We start from the raw sequence: 20,307 nt of genomic DNA, 5'->3' as shown, positions 1-20,307 counted from the left end.
TTGCTTCACCACCGTAGGTTTTAGCCAGTACAGTAGAGATAGCAGCAGTCAGAGTGGTTTTACCATGGTCCACGTGGCCAATGGTACCCACGTTAACGTGGGGTTTTGAACGTTCAAATTTAGCTTTAGACATGGTATAGCCTCAATCTACGATTGTTTAGTGGTGAAACCATTACATAATGAAAAAGTCCGGCGCACTATAGGCGTCGAACGTATCAATTTAACTGGTACCAGGCAAAATATCTAGACTTAGGGGAGCTGGTGCTGATACCCAGAATCGAACTGGGGACCTCATCCTTACCAAGGATGCGCTCTACCGACTGAGCCATATCAGCATAATTGGAGCGGGCAGCGGGAATCGAACCCGCGTTATCAGCTTGGAAGGCTGGAGTAATACCATTATACGATGCCCGCGCAACCTAACCTAGGCTACCTAATACCATTAGGAAAATGGTGGAGGGAGAAGGATTCGAACCTTCGAAGGCGGAGCCGTCAGATTTACAGTCTGATCCCTTTGGCCACTCGGGAACCCCTCCAATGAATGGTGCCGGCACCAAGAGTCGAACTCGGGACCTACTGATTACAAGTCAGTTGCTCTACCAACTGAGCTATGCCGGCATTCATTTCGGTAGCGGATATTAGGTAAATGTGGCCTAGAGTGCAACAGAAAATTGGTAATTTTTGCAAAATTTCACTCAAGCGCCGCTTTTTTGGTCTAACTATAGAGATAGCAGCCTAACTATCGAGTAAACCTTGTAAATCACTATAGATTTATGTTGATTTTAGCCGCTACGGTTTCAATTTTTTATTGTCCTGTAATAAAACTTTAGTGTACGGTGCGATCCCTTGGCTTGGGGGAATTTTGGATGTCTCAGTTGAACACCATACAAAAAGCGCTGTATTTGCCATTTGACCGCGATTCCTGGTCGAAACTGCGAAATTCAGTACCGCTGACATTGGCGGAAGCCGATTTAGCAGAACTCAGAGGCATTAATGAGCGCGTGTCACTCGACGAAGTGACCGATATCTATCTACCATTGAGCCGCCTACTCAACCTTATCATCAAGAACCAGCAACAGCGCAGCGTAGTGCTGAATCAATTCCTTGGTCAGCAATCTGCTGGCAGTCCCTACATTATCAGTATTGCCGGTAGTGTCGCCGTAGGAAAAAGCACGACCGCGAGGATTTTGCAGGCGCTGCTGAGTCATTGGCCGGAGCACCCCAGAGTCGACCTCATTACGACAGATGGCTTTTTATATCCACTGGATGAATTGAAGAAGCGTAATCTGCTCGATCGCAAAGGTTTTCCCGAAAGCTACGATACCAAGTTACTGGTCGATTTTATTTCCGCAATAAAATCTGGCGAGGAAGAGGTGGATGCGCCGCTGTATTCGCACATCATTTATGATCGTATGCCGGAAGTGCTAAAAGTACGTCAGCCCGATATTCTGATTTTAGAAGGTTTAAACGTCTTACAAACAGAATTGGACTCACCGAAGCGGCGCTTTGTCTCCGATTTTGTAGATTTCTCGATTTATGTCGATGCCGATGAAGACAATCTGCGGCAGTGGTATGTCGATCGTTTTCTGCAGTTCCGTGAAAGCGCCTTTGCAGATCCGCGCTCCTACTTTAAGCATTTTGCCGACCTGAGTGACGAGCAGGCCACCAGCATGGCTACCGAAATTTGGGACAGCATCAACGGCCCAAATCTAACGCAAAACATTCTGCCCACCCGTGAACGCGCGCACCTAGTTTTGAAAAAAGGCGCGCACCATTCGATGGAACAGGTCTTACTGCGGAAATAACGACTAAGCCTTTCTCAGAGTAATTTCGCCGCCGACAAATTGTTTTACGCCGTCGGCGGTGGCTAACAACACCCCACCCTGCTCATCTATTCCTTGGTATTCGCCAACAATTATCTGCTCACCTAATTGCAGGTTAACCTGCTGCCCCTGATAGATATCAGCAGCATTCCAACGGCTTTGAAACGCGCTCAGGCCTTGCGTTTCAAATAAGCGCAAATCATCTAGTAGCTGTTGATACAACGCCAAGGTCAGCTCGGTTTTGTTCGGCATCACATTGAGCTGCTGCAAATCGCTCCAAGGTTGATCAATCAGTTCACCTTGCGCTGCAGGCATGGCGATGTTCACGCCGATACCAATCACTACATTGCAGCCACTATCCGCAGTGCCGCTCATTTCAATTAGCACGCCCGCTAACTTACGACCATCCAGATAGATATCATTGGGCCACTTCACGCCAATATTTTCAGCGCCGAACTTGGCCAGTACTGACACCAAACTGCAAGCAACCACCAGACTCAGCCCCATGGTTTGCGCCATACCTTGAGTGAAGTGCCAATGCATAGAGAAATACAGATGACTGCCGTAGGGGCTTTGCCATTTGCGACCACGGCGACCACGCCCTGCGGCTTGATATTCGGCGACGCAGATATCACCACTTTGCAGCTCTTCGCCATGTTGCAGCAAAAAAGCATTGGTGCTGTCGATTTCATCAAAATAGAAGCAGCGGTTATGGCAGGCATCCACGAGCGCAGCGCTGTCCACCAGCGATAGCGGACTGAACAGTTTGTAACCGCGACCTTTAACACTGCCAATGTCGAGGCCATAGTCACTTAGCGCAGTAATCTGTTTCCCCACTGCGGCACGGCTGATACCGAGAATTTCCGCAATATGTTCACCAGAGACAAATTCGCCGCTGTTTAATGCCGTTAAAATCGCGCGTTTACGCTGCCACTGTGTTGTCATTGTGCGTTGCTCCATTCGCCACGTGCGCCATAGGCACGCGGCTCCATTATCAGTTCCACTTCAAACGCCGCTTTTACACGCTCAATAATCCGCTGCGCTAATGCCAATACATCAGCACTGCTGGCCTGTCCTTGATTAATCAACACCAAGGCTTGCTGTTGATGCACGGCGGCTCCGCCGATACTTTCCCCTTTCAGACCGAGAGCATCGATCAGCCAGCCTGCGGCCAGTTTCACTTGTCCATCCGCTTGAGGATAACCAACAATCTGCGGATATTGCTGTTTTAGTTTGGCAAAATGCCGCGCCGTTACCCGAGGGTTCTCAAAAAAGCTGCCCACATTACCGACCTGCTCAGGATCTGGCAGTTTTTCCCGGCGCACGCGACAAACGGTGTCGAAAATGGCTTGGCTTGTGGCGGCATCCCCTAAGCTCTGTAGCGGGCCGTAATTAACGATAGCTTGCCATCGCTTGCTAAGGCGCATGCCGACTTGCAGAATCACCGCGCGATGGCGCAATAACCGTTTAAAGATAGAGTCTCGATAGCCAAATTGGCACTGCTGATGAGTAAGCCGCACAATTTCGCCGCTGCGTAAATCAAGATATTCCACCCATTCGCACACGGCAGCAAACTCAATGCCATAGGCTCCGATATTCTGAATAGGCGCAGCGCCGACTGTACCGGGGATTAAAGCAAGATTTTCCAGCCCTGCAATATTTTGCTGCAAGCAAAATTCCACCAGCCCATGCCAAGATTCACCGGCAGCGACGGTTAAATGGTAATACTCAGCATCTTCACTGACTTCAATGCCACGGGTTTCTATCTTAATCACAGTGCCGAGATAATCTTCCAACAACAGCATATTACTGCCACCGCCAAGGATTAGTGCTGGAATCGCGTCATCGGCATGCGCTAAACAGGCCGCAATTAGCTGCCGTTGGTTAGTGGCGCGGATCAGTTGCTGACAATGGGCGGCGAGGCCAAAGGTGTTGAATTCGGTGAGAGATACGGTGGGCGACGACATGCAGCAATTCGAACAGGAAAATGAATAGCGCTATTGTACTCGGCTCACGTCAGAATGACAGCCCAGCTCACTATGGCAGATATGGAGTGAAGGCAGCCATTAGCAGACTGCCCTCACGGGTGCATCGGCGAGCAGGTTACTTGCTCGTCTTGAGGCTCTTGGCATAATCATCTGCCGCTTGCAGTACGCGTAGCGCATTTAAGCCCCAGATATTGGCGAGATCCTGCTTGCTATAACCTTCATTCAACAAACGCTGGGTGATTTTGGGTAAGCTAGCAACATCCATCATGCCCTCAACACCACCACCACCATCCCAGTCGGCACCAATGCCGACATGCTCAGGCCCCACCACTTTAAGCGTGTGCAGGAAATGCTCCATGTAGTCTTCAAAGGTGGCTTTTACCGCAGGAAAATCATGTTCGATCTTACGTCGCATCTGCTGCATCTTGTCGTAATCAGCCGCCGTCATCTCACCGCTTTCCGCCTGCTGCATCATTGCGATAAAACCTTTGAATGCTTCATTACGCTTTGGATCGGCTGGTAATTTCTTCAGATAAGAGCTGTAAGCATTCATTTGAATCACACCACCTGTCGCAGCCAATTGCTTTAACAATTCATCATCGACATTACGCGGATGAGCATAGACGGCTTTGCTGCCAGAGTGCGACAACATGATGGGCGTTTTTGACAAACGGATCATATCTTTAACCGTTTCGTCGCCGGCATGTGAACCATCCAGCACTATGCCTAAACGGTTGGCTTCCGCGACAAACTTTTCTCCCAATGGCGACAAGCCGCCCCATTTCGGGCCATCAGGATCGGTGGAGCTATCGCCCAGCTGGTTATTCTTGAAATGCACCGGTCCGGCTAACCGTACGCCAAGCTTATAGAAGGTCTCCAACAGGCTGATGTCATTACCCAACGGATAGGAGTTTTCCATACTCATAAACACTACGTGCTTACCCGCAGCTTTAATCGGGGCCGCCTGCGCCGCTTCGGTCGCAAATCCAAAAGTATCTGGGTGAGCGGTCACCATAGTGTGAATGGCCAGTGCGCGCAAAATCGCGGTATCGCGACTCTGTTGGTAGCCTTCTTCGGTTAACGGCCCTTGTGGCGAGTAGATTGCCCAGAAACCACCATCTAAAGCACCATCATTCATTCGCGGCACATCGACTTGGTTAAAGTCATGGTCGTAGCTATGACGCTGCATGATGTCAAAACCCGGCATGACCAGATTGGCAGGAGTATCAAGGTGGGTGTCCAGCGTCAACAAACTACGTTGGATCTCAGTGGCCTGCTTAAGTGAGACTTCTGCATAGACGCTACTGGCAAATGCCATCGCGACCAAGCCTGCCGTCACTGCGATTTTGCTTCTTTTTTTAATAAACAACATTCACCCTCCATTGAGAACGACGAGCACCGCCGCGAATTCTGTAATATGCAGCCAAAAGCTATCAATCTTCGTACCAGAATGTTGTCCAACAAGATTGAATTCAGCTGATAGTGCATTCAGTCCACGTCAACAAGGGGCTTACGGCGACATTATTTGTTAAATAGAAGTGAGATTTAGCTAATCATTTTGCTTATTTGGATATGATTTTAATAGTAATTTGCACCATTAAATGATTTTGCTGCACCAATATAAGGAAAGGTTTATCAAACCTTCAGTTGCATTCCAGCGTGTCACCTCCAAATGATGTCCACTAGTTTAGCGTCATGCCTAAAAAAGAATAACCGCCAGAGCCTTACGGCTCTGACGGCTTTCAGCGCAATCAATCAACTGACCTGAAGGCCTAAATTACTTTAGGAAAGGGAGATCAAGTTGATATTTATTGGCACAAGCAATTGCGGACTCGTAACCAGCATCAGCGTGACGCATCACACCTGTAGCAGGATCGTTCCACAATACTCGACCAATTCTTTTCGCCGCCGCCTCAGTGCCATCACATACAATGACCACACCTGAGTGTTGGCTAAAGCCCATACCGACACCACCACCGTGATGCAGTGATACCCATGTAGCGCCACCTGCAGTATTAAGCAGCGCGTTCAACAACGGCCAATCCGATACTGCATCTGAGCCATCTTTCATCGCTTCAGTTTCCCGGTTGGGGCTGGCAACCGAACCGCTATCCAGATGGTCACGACCAATCACGATCGGTGCCTTTAGTTCACCGTTGGCATACATCTCATTGAACGCGAGGCCCAGACGGTGACGGTCACCTAAACCCACCCAGCAGATACGCGATGGTAAGCCTTGGAAGCTGATCCGTTGCTGCGCCATATCGAGCCAGTTATGCAGCGATTCATCATCCGGCAGTAACTCTTTCACTTTGGCATCGGTTTTATAGATATCTTCCGGATCACCCGACAACGCCACCCAACGGAATGGCCCCACCCCTTCACAGAAACGTGGGCGAATGTAAGCAGGCACAAAGCCAGGGAAATCAAAGGCGTGTTCAACACCTTGGTCAAATGCCATCTGACGAATGTTGTTGCCATAGTCAAAGGTTGGAATACCTTGAGCATTGAATGCCAACATGGCTTCGACATGTGTTGCCATTGAGGCCTTTGCAGCAGCAGCGACTTCTTCCGGTGCGGTTTTGCGTTTTTCTTGCCATTCGGCCATGGTCCAACCTGCAGGCAGATAACCATTAACCGGATCATGTGATGAGGTTTGATCTGTCACCATATCCGGCTTAATGCCACGCTTCACCATCTCGGGCAATACTTCGGCAGTGTTACCTAACAAGCCAACCGAAACCGCTTTGCCCGCTTTATGCGCGGCGTCGATAATCGCTAGTGCTTCATCCAACGTATCGGCTTTCTGATCCAGATAGCGGGTTTTTAAGCGCATTTCGATACGGGTTGGATCGCACTCTACCGCCAGCATTGAGGCACCCGCCATTGTCGCCGCTAACGGCTGCGCACCGCCCATGCCGCCTAGTCCACCCGTCAAAATCCAACGGCCTTTAAGATTGCCACCGAAATGCTGACGTCCGGCTTCAACGAAGGTTTCATACGTACCCTGTACAATCCCTTGCGAGCCGATGTAAATCCATGATCCAGCAGTCATCTGGCCGTACATCATCAGGCCCTTTTTATCGAGCTCGTTGAAGTGTTCCCAGTTGGCCCAATGCGGCACTAGGTTAGAGTTGGCAATTAATACCCGCGGCGCATCAGCGTGAGTTGGAAAAATCCCCACTGGCTTTCCCGATTGCACCAACAAGGTTTGATCATCTTCCAGACGCGTCAGTGCATCGACGATTTGATCAAAACACTGCCAGTTGCGGGCAGCACGGCCGATACCGCCATAGACCACCAGCTCCTCTGGGCGCTCGGCCACTTCTGGGTCAAGGTTATTCATCAACATGCGCAATGGCGCTTCGGTTAACCAGCTTTTAGCGGTGAGTTGCGTACCGGTAGCGGCACGCACAGTACGTGCTTGACTCATTTGACTTCCTCGGATTTGGCCCAGGCTAACAACTGGGTAAATAATGTCTGTAATTGCTGCTGCAATGCGCTGGCACGTGCAACAGAAAATGGTGCGGGAGTGGCGTTTTCGGCTTCTTCCATATAACAACGCTGAGCAATCTCTAGCTGCACCGCCTGAATCCCCTTGGCTGGCTGACCATAGTGACGGGTGATCCAACCACCTTTGAAGCGACCGTTATGCACAAAGCTAAATTCGCCGCCAGCAAGTTGTTGTTCGGCAATATCAGCCACCGCAACGCAACAACTCTGGCGATCATTGGTGCCTAAATTCAATCCCGGCAATTCGCCGTCAAATAAACGTGGGCAGGCGGAACGAATCGAGTGAGCATCGTAAATCACAACTTGCGGATGCTGTGCGCGTAACCGCGCCAATTCATCACTCAACGCCTGATGGTAAGGGGCAAAGTACCACGCCTTACGCCGCGCGATTTCCGCCTCTGTGAGTGGCGCTGGGTATAGCGGTTCGCCGGCAAAACTGGTTGATGGACATAACTCAGTTGTCGCCTGTCCTGGATACAAGGATTGTCCAGACGGATCGCGATTCATGTCGATGGCAATACGGGAAATCTCCGTTTTGACTATGGTGATATCCATCGCTGCCGCAAAGGCATATAACTCGCCGATGTACCAGTCGGTATCCGCTTGCGCCTGCTCCGTCGAACATTGCAGTTGTGCCGCAATGTCTGCTGGGATCACTGTGCCAGCATGGGGGATACTCAGCAGCAGCGGCGCATTACCGCGTTTTACCGTCAACCAATCTTGGTTCATTGCTTAGCTCCAGAGTTGCGACTCAAGCTGGCACAGCTGTGCCAATACGCCGCTATGTATGAGGGCATTCGCTTCGGCAATGTCTTTGGCCATGTAGCGGTCATCGGTCAGCATCGGCACGGTTTCACGTAACCGGATGCGCACTTGCTCCAATGATGGGCTGGTAGGCAAACCACCATGTAGGTCAATACCTTGGGTGGCCACCAGCAATTCAATTGCCAGCACGTTTTCCACGTTATGCGCCATCGCCGTCAGTCGACGAGCGCCATGGGCGGCCATCGACACGTGGTCTTCTTGGTTAGCACTGGTCGGGATTGAGTCAACACTGGCAGGGAACGCCGACTGTTTATTCTCAGAAACCAGCGCAGCTGCAGTGACCTGCGGGATCATAAAGCCGGAATTTAGGCCGGGTTTTGGAGTAAGGAACGCGGGCAAACCTGAGAGCGCTGGATCCACCAGCATCGCGATACGACGTTCGCTCAAAGAGCCGATTTCACAAATCGCCATCGCAATCATGTCAGCCGCAAACGCCACTGGCTCGGCATGGAAGTTACCGCCTGACAGGGCTTCATCAGTATCACTGAAGATCAGCGGGTTATCTGATACGCCATTAGCTTCGGTCACCAAGGTAAATTCCGCTTGCCGCAACAGATCAAACACAGCGCCCATTACCTGCGGTTGGCAGCGCAGGCAATATGGATCCTGCACTTTTTCACAGGCTAAGTGCGAGTCGCGGATTTGACTGCCTTCCAGTAGCTGCAGCAATTTATCCGCCACCATTTGCTGGCCAACATGACCACGCAGTTGGTGAATGCGGGCATCCATAGGCGCCGTAGAACCTTTGGCGGCATCGGTAGACAAAGCGCCTGTGATCAACGCATTGGCAAAGGCATTTTGTGCTTTAAACAGTCCGGTCAGCGCTTGTGCGGTGGAGTATTGAGTGCCGTTTAGCAGCGCCAAGCCCTCTTTCGGCCCCAACGTTAATGGCGTCAGTCCGGCAGAGGCCAGCGCCAATTCAGCACTGACACGCTCACCGTGGTAGAACACTTCGCCATAACCAATCAGGGCTAAGGTCATATGCGACAGCGGTGCTAAGTCACCTGATGCACCGACCGAACCTTGGCAAGGCACAACCGGCACTATGTCATGGGCAAAGAAATCTTCGAGCAATTTAACAGTGGCCAATTGTACACCGGAGGCCCCATGGCCGAGACTGGCGAGCTTTAACGCCATCATCAAGCGCACCACTGCTGCACTCGCTGGCTCACCCACGCCGGAAGAATGGGACAACACGATATTGTGCTGTAACTGCGCCAATTCATCGTCGGCGATGCGAACATTCGCCAGCTTACCGAAGCCAGTGTTAATGCCATAAACCGGTGCGCCTTTGGCGATGATGCGCTGCACCGCAGCCGCAGAGGCTTCCACTAATGCGTAAGCTGATTCTGCCAATTTAGCCGATGCGCCATTGGCAATCTGTTGCCATTGCTGCAGGGTAACTTGGCCGGGGGTAAGAATTACTTCAGGTTGACTCATGGCCTCTCCAGACTCTTAGGTAAAGTGGGTTAAAACCCATCTGATAAATAATCTCTGCCGGACGCTCTGCGTCCCAAATCGCTAAATCACAATATTTACCGACTTCCAGTGAACCAATTTCCGCCGCTTTACCGAGCGCTTTGGCAGCATTGATGGTCATGCCACTAAAAGCTTCAGCAACCGTAAGGCCAAATAGCGTACAGGCGAAATGCATGGCTAATTGCGGGGATGTCAGTGGTGAAGTACCGGGGTTGGCATCGGTGGCGACCGCCATCGGCACTTGATATTGGCGCAGCAGTTCCACGGGGGGGGGTTGCTGCTCGCGCAAACAATAGAAGGCGCCGGGCAGTAACACGGCAACCGTACCACTATTGGCCATCGCGGCTACCGCGGCTTCATCGGCATATTCCAGATGATCGGCAGACAACGCCTGATACTGGCTCGCCACTTGTACACCGCCATCATTGGACAACTGCGCGGCATGCAATTTCACTGGAATTTGATGTTGCTGAGCGGTATGGAAAATCTTGTCGATCTGCTCAGGGGTAAAAGCGATATGCTCACAAAAGCCATCAATGGCATCGATGTGACCCGCGGCAACCGCGGCCGGGATCAGTTCATCACACACAAATACAACGTAACCATCAGGATTGCCTTGATATTCGGGCGGCACGACATGCGCCGCTAACAACGTCGGCGCAATATTCACTAATCGATGTGATGTGAGTTCCCGTGCCACAGCCAACTGCTTCAGTTCACTCGCCAAATTTTGGCCATAGCCAGACTTCACTTCTACGGTAGTAACCCCTTCGGCGAGCAAGCGATCGAGTCTCGGTAAGCTTTGCTGCAACAACTCATCCGCGCTGGCAGCCCGCGTCGCCGCTAAGGTTGAGGCAATGCCACCACCAGCTTTGGCGATATCGGCATAATCAGCCCCGGCTAAACGCAGTTCAAACTCATGGGCACGATTACCGGCATACACCAGATGGGTATGGCAATCGATAAGTCCCGGCGTTACCAAACGGCCTTGCAGGTCAATGCAGCGCTCAGCCTTATAGGCGGCGAGGACATGCTCTGTTGGCGCAATGGCGACAATTCTGCCGTCACGCATCGCTATTGCCGCGTCATCGCTCATGGCCAGCGGTTCAGCCGCATTCGCTAAGGTCACAACGCGGCAGTTGTACCAGATTTTATCAACCTTATTGTGCGTACTGGCGCCATTCATTAGCGGCTGCCCTCGTTGTCAGAATTTATACAATAGATCTATCACGAGATAATATGTATATGCAAATAAATAAATTGTCACTTTTGAAACAGCTTAATTTGGCGGTTTTTTGTTGTTTTTTCATACTCAGCTCGCTATAAAGGCTAAAACAACGATAAAAAACACATATAAAAACACAATATGTATATATTTATTTCGACTGAAGGAATGGAACATGAATGCAGTGGTCATCGCAGTAGCCGTTATGCTGCTCTTAAGTCTAGTCAGAGTTCATGTAGTTATCGCGTTGATAATTGCCACCTTGATTGGCGGATTACTTGGCGGATTGAGTATTCACACCACGATTGAGGCCTTTAATACGGGTTTAGGTGATGGCGCACCGGTGGCGCTGTCTTATGCATTGTTAGGTGCGTTTGCGGTTGCCATTAGTAAATCGGGGATTGCCAACCTACTGGCAGACAAACTGTTAGGCGCGATTGGTAGCCGCAGTAGCCAAGGGCAACAGTCGCTAAAATGGTTATTGCTGGCAACACTACTGATCATGGCCTTGTGTTCGCAAAATCTGTTGCCGATTCATATCGCGTTTATCCCCTTGGTCGTGCCGCCGTTATTGTTGGTCTTTCAAAAGCTTAATCTTGACCGCCGCGCCATCGCCTGTGTGATTACCTTTGGCTTAGTCACTCCTTACATGCTGTTGCCAGTGGGTTTTGGCGCTATCTATCTCAACAATATTCTGCTGCCGAACGTGGCCAACAGTGGCGGTCATATTGAACAGGTCAATGTTAGCTATGCTATGGCACTGCCAGCGGTCGGGATGGTCATCGGCTTACTGATCGCGGTGCTATTTTCCTACCGCAAGCCACGCCATTATGACGCCAGCAAGGTGGCAAAAGCAGAACACACGGAAACCAAGCCAACCCCAAAGGCTATTGCCATTGCGGCATTCGCGGTCATCATTGCATTTGTGGTACAGCTGCTCAGCGACTCGATGGTACTCGGCGCGTTAATCGGCTTCGTGATATTCAGCGTCAGCGGCGTAGTACGGTGGAAAGAAGCCGATGATCTGTTCACCGATGGCATGAAAATGATGGCCAGCGTTGGCTTTATTATGATTGCAGCGTCAGGCTTTGCTGCGGTGATGCGGGAAACGGGTGAGATTAATAGTCTGGTCAACAGTGTCGCCGCAAGTATCGACGGTAGCCAGGCGCTGGGCGCTTTGCTGATTCTATTTGTCGGCTTGGTCGTAACCATGGGCGTTGGCTCATCGTTTTCGACAGTCCCGATTGTGGCGGCCATTTTTGTGCCATTAGCGTTGCAGTTAGGCTTTAGTGACTTAGCGATTGTCAGTCTGGTCGGTACCGCTGGCGCATTGGGAGATGCTGGCTCTCCTGCATCGGATTCCACCCTTGGACCCACTGCCGGCTTAAACGTCGATGGGCAGCACAGTCATATCTGGGATACGGTCGTGCCCACCTTTTTGCACTACAACATTCCATTGTTAGTGTTTGGTTGGATTGCGGCGATGGTGCTTTAAGCACCATCCACACCAATAACGGCGTTTAACCAAAAGAAGGTGAGAAACGCGCTACCAGATTATAGGCATCACCGGGGAATAGCTGACGCACGTAGGTGATGCCTTCTCCACCACGCCAGGTTTGTCGCTCAAGCAGCAAACAAGCGCTACCCAAGGCAATACCCAACTGCTCAGCCTGAATTTCATCGGCTGAAATAGCTGAAATACGATGTTGCGCTTTGGTCCAAGCCACGTGTTCAATCAGCCAATGGCCGGGAGAAACATCTTCAAAGGTGATGCCTTCCGCTTCTGGCACCGCATTCAAGTTGATCAAACGCGACTCCAGGGCAAACGGCCGATTACTTGCCAGATGCAAACAACGCAGTGCCAATAGCGGTGTATCGGCGCCCAGCTCCATCTCTTCTGGCTTACGCTTTTGCGCGTAGCGACGCTTACGTGACAGCAGTTCAAAACCGTACGGCTGTCCTCGGCCAGTAATTTCCGTCTGAATATCAGGAATTTCCAACACAACCGATTGGATTTTGGGGCGCGCAACAAAGGAGCCCGCACGACGACGACGATGAATTAAACCTTCATCAACCAACGCGGTAATGGCTTTATTCACTGTCATACGTGAACAGCCATACATCTCCACCAGTTCGTGCTCAAACGGAATTTTGTAACCCGGTGGCCACTCTCCTGACAGAATTTTTTTCTCAAAGTCGGAGCAGATCCTACTGTGCAGCGTTTCCTTACCCGCATCGCTCGGCTTGTGTTCTGTCATTGGCGTAAAATCCTTGTCAAAGTTCGCGCAAATTGTGTTTGAAGCTGTTCACGAAGCGGGTGCTGGCCATGTTCAACCACCAGTTTCCCGTTCACCCATACATTATCTATCAAGTTATTCGCGGCACAAAATATAAGATTATTCAGCAAATTATCCGTGGCAAATAATGGTGCCGCCTGATGTCTATTCGTCAGCGATACCATATCAGCAGCTGCGCCAACCGCTAATCCTGCTGGCACACCTAAGGCTTGAGCGCCACCCTCAACGGCAGCAAGCCATAGACTATCACCGGTCGCGCTATTGGCTTGTGTCGTCGCCACATTGCGGCTTTGACGCGCTAGACGCTGGCCATATTCAAGCAGACGCAGTTCTTCAATTGCATCAATACACACGTTGGAATCAGAGCCAACACCATAGCATCCGCCATTGGCAATAAACTCCGGCAACGGAAAAATACCATCCCCGAGATTTGCTTCGGTAATCGGGCATAAGCCAGCGACAAGATTGGCTTGTTGCATCGCCACGATTTCCTGCTCACTAACATGGGTGGCGTGTACCAAGCACCAGCGCGCATCGAGTGAGACATGTTCTGCCAGCCATTGTACTGGCCGCATTCCAGACCATTGAATACAGGCATCGACCTCTTTTTGCTGCTCCGCAATATGAATATGCAGCGGCCCATCATTGAGCGGCAGTAACGCATTTAATTCGGCAGCTGTCACCGCACGCAAACTGTGTGGTGCCATGCCGAGCACAGCGCCTTGCTGTGCCGCGACAATCGGACGTAATTCACTGAGTAACGTCTGATAGCTGTCAATATTATGAATAAAGCGCGCTTGTCCGGCTTCAGGCGCCAGGCCACCAAACCCCGCATGCGCATAAAACACCGGCAGTAGCGTCATATTCAGCCCCGTCTGCTCGGCAGCAGTTAATAATTGCAGGCTCATTTCGGCTGGGTTTTGATACTGTTGGCCGGCAATCGCATGATGCAGATAGTGAAACTCGCCAACACGGGTAAAACCAGATTCCAGCATTTCGATATACGCCATGCTGGCAATAATACGCAGATCATCCGGCGTTAATACCTGCAAAAAGCGGTACATCACCTCGCGCCATGTCCAAAAGCTGTCAGCGCTCGCACCACGGCGTTCAGCCAAGCCCGCCATGCCACGTTGAAATGCATGGCTATGCAGGTTAGGCATGCCCGGCAATAGCACTTCTAACTCAATATCAGTAGCTTGCTTATCGCCGTTGACGGTGATCGTCGAGATAACACCATCGCAAACTTCAACTCGTACCTTGCTACACCAGCCAGAGGCTAATAGTGCGTTATTCGCAAAAAACGTCTGATTTTTCATGAAAAACCCTCATTAGCCGCTTCATTAAAGTCTAGCCGTTGTCACCAAAATATATTGTATAGATATATTTTATTTTTTAAAAGAAAAGGCACTACGAAACCCGTAATCTACGACTACGAGCCACGTAATGCCTGTCTGAGGTAACGCTTTATTGGTTAACGGTACAGTGCGTTAAATACGAACTTATAAGTACCGTGTGACTGACCACGCCATTGCGGCTGGAAGCCGTACAAGTACACCTCGCCTTTGCCGTATTTCACCTTCACCGCAGCAGCTTTACCGTTAATCGCTTCAGGGTGCAGCAAGACACCACTCAGCAACGGGTTCCCTTCTTTGGGATACGACGCCAGAATGTCGCCTTCAAAGCCAGGTAGCGTGGTAAACGCCGGGCCATGGGAGAACATGGCAACCGGCGATGCCGCTAAGCCCGCCAGTGCAGTACTATCGGCCTGCTTATTCAGCTCGAGTTGCAACAAAGCGCCTGAGCAATAGAACACATCACTGCCAACACCTTCGAGCACGTTAGTCACTGGTAGACCCAGCACCTTAATGGCTGCAGATGATGCATTGTTAAAGGCCACTAAACGGCCACCACGAGCAACAAAATCACGCAAGGCTTGTGCACCATCAGCACCAATACCCCCCTGATATTTAGCCGGAACTGCATCGATCTTGGCACCGCCATTACGTGCCCACCAAGCATCGTCGGCTTTGCCGCTAAAGCCGTCCATCAGCCAACTCAAGTTGATGTCTGGCAGAATAATCACATCCACCTTGTCAGCCAGATTGCCAGCTTTTACATCCGCATTATGTAATGTGGTCAGCGGGAACTGGTACTGTTCCATCAACCAACGCGTCCAACCTTCATCCATTGAGGGCTTCCATGGCCGATACAAACCAACACGGGCTGCGGTTAACTTGTCTGCTTTTGGCACCTTGCTGGTTGCTTTGACGGCAACAGCGACTTGTTTGGCCCAACCATCAACCTTGCTCTTATCAACATCGCTGATGAAGAAGCTCGGATCTTTATCGTTATCGGCCTGCACAACAGTAGCGCCGTTAGCAAGCGCGAGGTTCGCCAGCTTATAGGCCGCGTTTTCCGACTGAGATACAACAAACACATCGCCTCGCCCCGTCACACCGGCAGGTAAGCTCACCGCAGTAATCGCTTTCAAGCGTGACTTTTGTGATTTGCTCAAAGGCTCAGTTACCGCAGCAGCCTCTACACCCATCTGCAATGGCAAGGTCCAACCTGTGGTGTCATACGGCAAGTTTTCTGGCAGACCATTCTTATCCAAGAAGGAAGCCGGATACTGCTGTTTCTCGAACAACTCCTGCACTAGCCCAGCATAAGGTTGATCCATCGGAATCACCCAAGAGTCAGCTGGATAGCGTTTGCCATTAAGCTCGGTGTTTTTTTGCAGTTGATACACTTCAATCTGTTGCTGCAACAGAATATTGACCAATGCGCCGGCTTCCGAGAGATCATGTTGCGTGGCAGAAATCACGTAAGCATAAGGGCCTTCATTTTTATAACGCGCAATCGTGTCGCGCCCAGCCTGATAGCGGTCGTATTGGATCTGCTCTGAATAGCGAGCGGCGGTGTCTAAAGTCGACAACGAAGCCACTTCCATATAATGGATAGCATCATCAATGGTCCACTTACCGCCCTTCCACGGTGATGGATACATAATTTGCGGTTTCAGGTCCTTACGGTTATCCGGAAACTTAGCAGGATCATAGGTCCACGGCGTGGCGTATTCATGCAGCGCCACTTCGGTAAAGTAGGAAATGGTGTGACGGAAGACATGGGTATAGTCCAAAAATCCCGGATACCAGTTGTCAAAACGCGCTTGCGCAATCGCACCCGGCAGTTGCTGCGATTCAAACTCGCCGATCATGTGCATACCGATCAAGCTAGTCCAGTTACGCATCATAGGATCGATATTTTGCGAGATAGGATCTGAAAATGGCGGTACCCAAATTCGCGCAGGGAATGGGGCTTTTTGATGCTGTGCATAGAAGATTGCAGGTGCGTTTTCTTGCACCGCAGCAGTCACCACTTGCGACTCTTTCATATTGAGCATGTAACCATCGCGGTTATTATCATGCCCCACATATTCTTGGTACAACCAAGGCATAGGACTGGTTTCGTGCGGACCACCCACATTACTGCGATACCAATCTACCACCATATCTTGGCCGTCTGGGTTCAAGGTCGGCCACAATACCAAAATCACCTTATCGAGATATTCGGCGATTTTCGGATCTTTCGACGTCAGCATGGTATGTGCTAAACGAATAGGTAACTGGTGATCGGCGACTTCTGAAGAGTGCATACCACCATCGATATGCACAATGATTTTAGATTCTTTGGCTAATTTGCGTGCTTCTGCATCGGTCAAACCGCGCGAGTCTGCCAGCTTAAGGGAAATTGCTTTGTACTCTTCCCATTTCGCCAAATTTTCTGGACTGGAGATCACCGCAAATTCTAGTGTCTTACCGTGAGTAGATTGTCCCGCTTTAAACATTTTGATCTTGTCTGACTTGGCAGCCAAGGCATGAAAATAGCTAAGTGAATCTTCGTAGTTAGCGAGGTAGAAGTCTTCACCCGGGGTATGACCCAAAATATCTTTAGGGGTAGGTAATTCCGCCGCGAGTAATTGGCAGCTACTGGCAGCCAGCGCCAAGGTCAATAGGCCGACTTTAACACCGTGCTGTGTGCGGCTTACCTGCCGTGCAGCGTGTGTCTTTGCCTGACCAAGCTTATGAGTTAACGACATTGAATACTCCGTTAATGTGTTACGGAAAAGCCGCTACCAAGGTAGCGGCGCATGCGGGTGTGATTAGAAGAAGTCCTTACGAACGGTCACACCAATGGTTCGTGGCATTGCACTGTTGGCAAACTCATTAGGGTATGAAGAGCTCCCTGAGTTATACACAATCGCGTTCTTATCAAACAGGTTGTTTACATAGAGCGCAAAACCCCAGCCTGATTCAGTAGAATCAAGATTAAAACGCAGGTTTGTCAGGCTGTAGGAATCGAGTTTTAGGTTGTAAGCGTTATCTGGGCTTAACTCTGTGTATGAAGACCCCACATAGTTAACGTCAGCACGCAGTGAACTCTCAAAACCGGAGATAATTTCTGGCAGGTTATACGTCGCTGACAGCATACCGGTTACCTTAGGAATATAAGGAATACGGTCACCATCACGGCCCGCTGCTAGCACCACATCACTGATTTGATCTTCAGTAAGTTCAGCATTCAGCATGTTGACGTTGCCAGAGACAAACAGGTTCTCGGTAATGCGCCAGCCACCTTCAAGTTCAAGCCCCATAATCTGCGCAGCGCCCGCATTCGACAAGAACGAGAAAGCACCATCAGTTGTACGACCACGTACCTGCATGTTTTCCCAATCAATTAGGTAAGTGGCAGCGTTGAATTGCAGGTCACGGTCAAGCCAGGAACTCTTCATACCGACTTCGTAGTTCCACAGCGAATCTGACTCGTAACCGGTCAGCATCTCTTCCAACCCGATCACATTGTTAGCGCCACCTGGACGGAAGCCTTGTGCAGCGGTGGCGTAAAACATCATATCTTCAGTCATGTTGTAGGCGACGTTGCCTTTGAACAACCAATCGTTTTCACTGAATTCCACTGAGGTTTTTGGCTTTTCAAACGCGTTAATCAGCTCCCATGCATCGGTGGTTTCACCAGTCACTGTCTTTTGGTAATCAAACCAGCGCAGACCGACGGTAACATCTAATTTATCGGTCGCATGATAGGTGGTCTCACCAAATACCGCTTTTTGCTCATAGTCGTCGATAATATAGCGGCGATAGAACAGCTCCATTGGGCGAATAAGCTTACCAGTTGCCTCGTCTGCTGCACCGTCTTGTGACTGCACATAGTCGTTACGCTTCTGATAGAAGGCACCAACCGTCCAATCAAACACTTTGGCGTCATTCGATGTCAGACGCATCTCGTAGGTCTTATTAGTCATATAGCCTTTATGCTGCAGCACCGCAGGGGTCAGGCTGTTGACGTAGTCGAAGTAGTTCGAAAGCTGCTCGCTGCTACAGGCTGCGCCATCATTCCAACGCGACTGACAACGGTCTTCGGTCAGATAGGTATCGATGTAATAACTATCATCCATGTTGTATTCAGTTGCGCGCTTAAAGTAGCCGACTGCGGCGGTTAGCGTGGCGAAATCAAGGTTCCAATCCAAAGTTCCGCTATACAACTTAGTGGTATCGGTAAAAGGTTGGTTAATTTGTGCCGCTGTTTCGTACTCGCCAATCGTTGGGTTCCAAGTGCCTGAACCAGCCTCGGTTTTATCCAGCAGATACATAGTATCGATAGTGAGGTCATCAGATGGCGTTAAGCGCAGCATAACGCGGCCGCCTTCCTTGGTTGAGCTGTTGACATCATCAATACCAAGGAACACGTTATCGATGTAGCCATCATTAGTTTTGCGGAAGCCCACCACACGAGCAGCCAGTAAACCGTCAATCAAGGGCACGTTTACCATACCATCGACAGACTTAACGGCACCGCCATGAGCAATATCGGCATAACCTGTCTCAAACGCGCCTTCATAACCATCAATCGGCTTGTTAAAAATGGTACGAATCGCACCGCCCATAGAGCTAGCGCCATATAGTGTGCCCTGTGGACCGCGAACCACTTCAACGCGGTTAACATCAAATAGAGCGGCTGTAGGCGTACGACCGCCAGCGTCGCTACTCACACCAACGGTACCGCTAATCGGGATCTCATCATAATAAACGCCGACCGTGCCTTCACCCGGCGCGGTAACCCCCCGCAGACTGATGCGCTTTGAACCTGGACCACTGTCTTCAATACGCATGCCGGGCACCATCTTGGTGAATTCCTCCACCGAGGTAATGCCATTGCGTTTCAGCATATTGCCGGAGAGGGCAGAGATCGCCAGCGGGGTTTCTTGTAGGGTAGTAGCGCGACGGGTAGCCGTAACTTCGATGCGCTCCAGCATCTCAGCATCGGAAGACTTTGGTTTGCTTGCTTCAGCTTTGCTGGCAGTAGCATCCTCTTCATCTGCATAACTGGTCATTGGCATTAATAAACTACCAATAACCAGACTCAGCGCTGACAAACCAAACGGAATTGCTCTTTGTGGGTACTTATATGACTTCATGGGGCATCCTTAATCAACTCAATGCTTCTTTTATATCTATACATATCTACTTCGATTTAACATTCAGCAATAAGTATGCCCAATTTATCTATATCACGCACACTTTATCAACATTGTATACATATTCGGTAACTAATTAACCTCTAAAAAAGTGCACAAAAGGCGCCAATAACAACGCTAAAACGACTTAAAAAAATGGTTAAATTTAAAACAATAAGTATATTCATATTTTAATTAAGCATTCTCTTAATTGTGGAAGGCATGGCCAGACAGTAACGATTGAGCTTAAGAGTTGCACCAAAGCAATGCATACTGCACCAGTTGACAGCAAGCTATCATGCGAGAAAGAGATAAAGGAAAGTGAGCAGTTTGCGGTAAAAAGCCATCCGCTTAGGGTAAGAGCTACGCTAGTTGGGCATCTACCGATGACCTAATCTGAGATGGCTGGGCGACATCCCGATGATTCGGTGTTTCAGAGTCCCACACAGAAGTGGGCTTCCCTATAGGGCATAAATGCAGAAAAGCAAAAAGGCCACCCGCGTGGGTGGCCTCTTCTTAATTAGGCGTCTGGCGATGACCTACTCTCACAGGGGGCGGTCCGACGTCTCGGAGCCCCACACAAAAGTGGGTTTCCCCATGAACATAAATTCAGAAAAGCAAA

General features: G+C 50.2%; 14 protein-coding genes and 4 tRNA genes. 2 read left to right on the top strand and 16 right to left on the bottom strand.

All coding sequences use genetic code 11. The annotated features are described in order from the left end of the window. From HR45_RS19300 to HR45_RS18580, 5 genes are all read right to left on the bottom strand, one after another. Window positions 1-133 (bottom strand): GTP-binding protein (locus tag HR45_RS19300; protein WP_241461161.1); only part of this gene is annotated, 133 nt, incomplete at its 3' end. A gap of 126 nt (window positions 134-259) precedes the next feature. Beyond that, window positions 260-335, bottom strand: a tRNA-Thr gene (locus HR45_RS18595). Window positions 336-340: 5 nt separating this feature from the next. Beyond that, window positions 341-414 (bottom strand) — tRNA-Gly (locus tag HR45_RS18590). Window positions 415-451: 37 nt separating this feature from the next. Beyond that, window positions 452-536: transfer RNA gene (locus HR45_RS18585), tRNA-Tyr, on the bottom strand. A 6-nt stretch (window positions 537-542) separates the two neighbouring features. Further along, window positions 543-618: transfer RNA gene (locus HR45_RS18580), tRNA-Thr, on the bottom strand. Between the two features lie 248 nt (window positions 619-866). On the opposite strand from HR45_RS18580, the gene coaA reads away from it, so the two are divergent. After that, window positions 867-1,805 (top strand): type I pantothenate kinase, encoded by a 939-nt coding sequence (coaA, locus tag HR45_RS18575; RefSeq protein WP_037445785.1) that lies wholly within the window; start codon window positions 867-869, stop codon window positions 1,803-1,805. A 3-nt stretch (window positions 1,806-1,808) separates the two neighbouring features. On the opposite strand, the gene birA is transcribed toward coaA, so the two are convergent. The 7 genes from birA to hutI form a co-directional block, all read right to left on the bottom strand. Further along, a complete protein-coding gene (birA, locus tag HR45_RS18570) occupies window positions 1,809-2,768 on the bottom strand; it encodes a bifunctional biotin--[acetyl-CoA-carboxylase] ligase/biotin operon repressor BirA (protein WP_037445783.1) in 960 nt (319 codons plus the stop codon). Beyond that, window positions 2,765-3,790 (bottom strand): UDP-N-acetylmuramate dehydrogenase, encoded by a 1,026-nt coding sequence (gene murB, locus HR45_RS18565; protein WP_037445781.1) that lies wholly within the window; start codon window positions 3,788-3,790, stop codon window positions 2,765-2,767. Before murB ends, birA begins: the two co-directional genes overlap by 4 nt. Before the next feature lie 136 nt (window positions 3,791-3,926). After that, the gene (locus HR45_RS18560; protein ID WP_037445779.1) at window positions 3,927-5,183 is read right to left on the bottom strand and encodes a dipeptidase; all 1,257 of its coding nucleotides are present in this window, start codon (window positions 5,181-5,183) and stop codon (window positions 3,927-3,929) included. A 405-nt stretch (window positions 5,184-5,588) separates the two neighbouring features. After that, window positions 5,589-7,244: a urocanate hydratase gene (gene hutU, locus HR45_RS18555; RefSeq protein WP_037445777.1), complete on the bottom strand. Its 1,656-nt coding sequence runs from the start codon at window positions 7,242-7,244 to the stop codon at window positions 5,589-5,591. After that, window positions 7,241-8,053 (bottom strand): N-formylglutamate deformylase, encoded by an 813-nt coding sequence (gene hutG / locus HR45_RS18550; RefSeq protein WP_037445775.1) that lies wholly within the window; start codon window positions 8,051-8,053, stop codon window positions 7,241-7,243. The genes hutU and hutG overlap by 4 nt, the downstream gene beginning before the upstream one ends. Before the next feature lie 3 nt (window positions 8,054-8,056). After that, entirely contained in the window at window positions 8,057-9,589 is a 1,533-nt protein-coding gene (gene hutH, locus HR45_RS18545; protein ID WP_037445773.1) for a histidine ammonia-lyase, read from the bottom strand. Next, on the bottom strand, window positions 9,576-10,814 hold the full coding sequence (gene hutI / locus HR45_RS18540; protein WP_037445771.1) for an imidazolonepropionase: 1,239 nt from the start codon (window positions 10,812-10,814) through the stop codon (window positions 9,576-9,578). Before hutI ends, hutH begins: the two co-directional genes overlap by 14 nt. Window positions 10,815-11,028: 214 nt before the next feature. Here hutI and HR45_RS18535 point away from each other — a divergent pair, with 214 nt between their 5' ends. Then, window positions 11,029-12,348 carry a Na+/H+ antiporter family protein gene (locus HR45_RS18535; protein ID WP_037445770.1) on the top strand — a complete coding sequence of 440 codons (1,320 nt, stop codon included), beginning with the start codon at window positions 11,029-11,031 and terminating at the stop codon, window positions 12,346-12,348. Between the two features lie 25 nt (window positions 12,349-12,373). Here the strand turns inward: HR45_RS18535 and hutC are convergent, their stop codons facing one another. The 4 genes from hutC to HR45_RS18515 form a co-directional block, all read right to left on the bottom strand. After that, window positions 12,374-13,111, bottom strand: a complete 738-nt coding sequence (gene hutC, locus HR45_RS18530) for a histidine utilization transcriptional repressor HutC (protein ID WP_037445769.1) — start codon at window positions 13,109-13,111, stop codon at window positions 12,374-12,376. Next, window positions 13,108-14,469, bottom strand: coding sequence for a formimidoylglutamate deiminase (locus HR45_RS18525; protein ID WP_037445768.1), 1,362 nt, complete (start codon window positions 14,467-14,469; stop codon window positions 13,108-13,110). Before HR45_RS18525 ends, hutC begins: the two co-directional genes overlap by 4 nt. Window positions 14,470-14,624: 155 nt before the next feature. Further along, entirely contained in the window at window positions 14,625-17,252 is a 2,628-nt protein-coding gene (locus tag HR45_RS18520; RefSeq protein ID WP_081933537.1) for a M14 family metallopeptidase, read from the bottom strand. Between the two features lie 63 nt (window positions 17,253-17,315). After that, the gene (locus HR45_RS18515; RefSeq protein WP_206537919.1) at window positions 17,316-19,646 is read right to left on the bottom strand and encodes a TonB-dependent receptor; all 2,331 of its coding nucleotides are present in this window, start codon (window positions 19,644-19,646) and stop codon (window positions 17,316-17,318) included. Between the last annotated feature and the right edge of the window lie 661 nt (window positions 19,647-20,307).

The organism is Shewanella mangrovi (assembly GCF_000753795.1).
GTDB classification, from domain to species: domain Bacteria; phylum Pseudomonadota; class Gammaproteobacteria; order Enterobacterales; family Shewanellaceae; genus Shewanella; species Shewanella mangrovi.
Note: the sequence above shows the minus strand (reverse complement) of the source record. Positions and strands in the feature narration are given on the sequence as shown.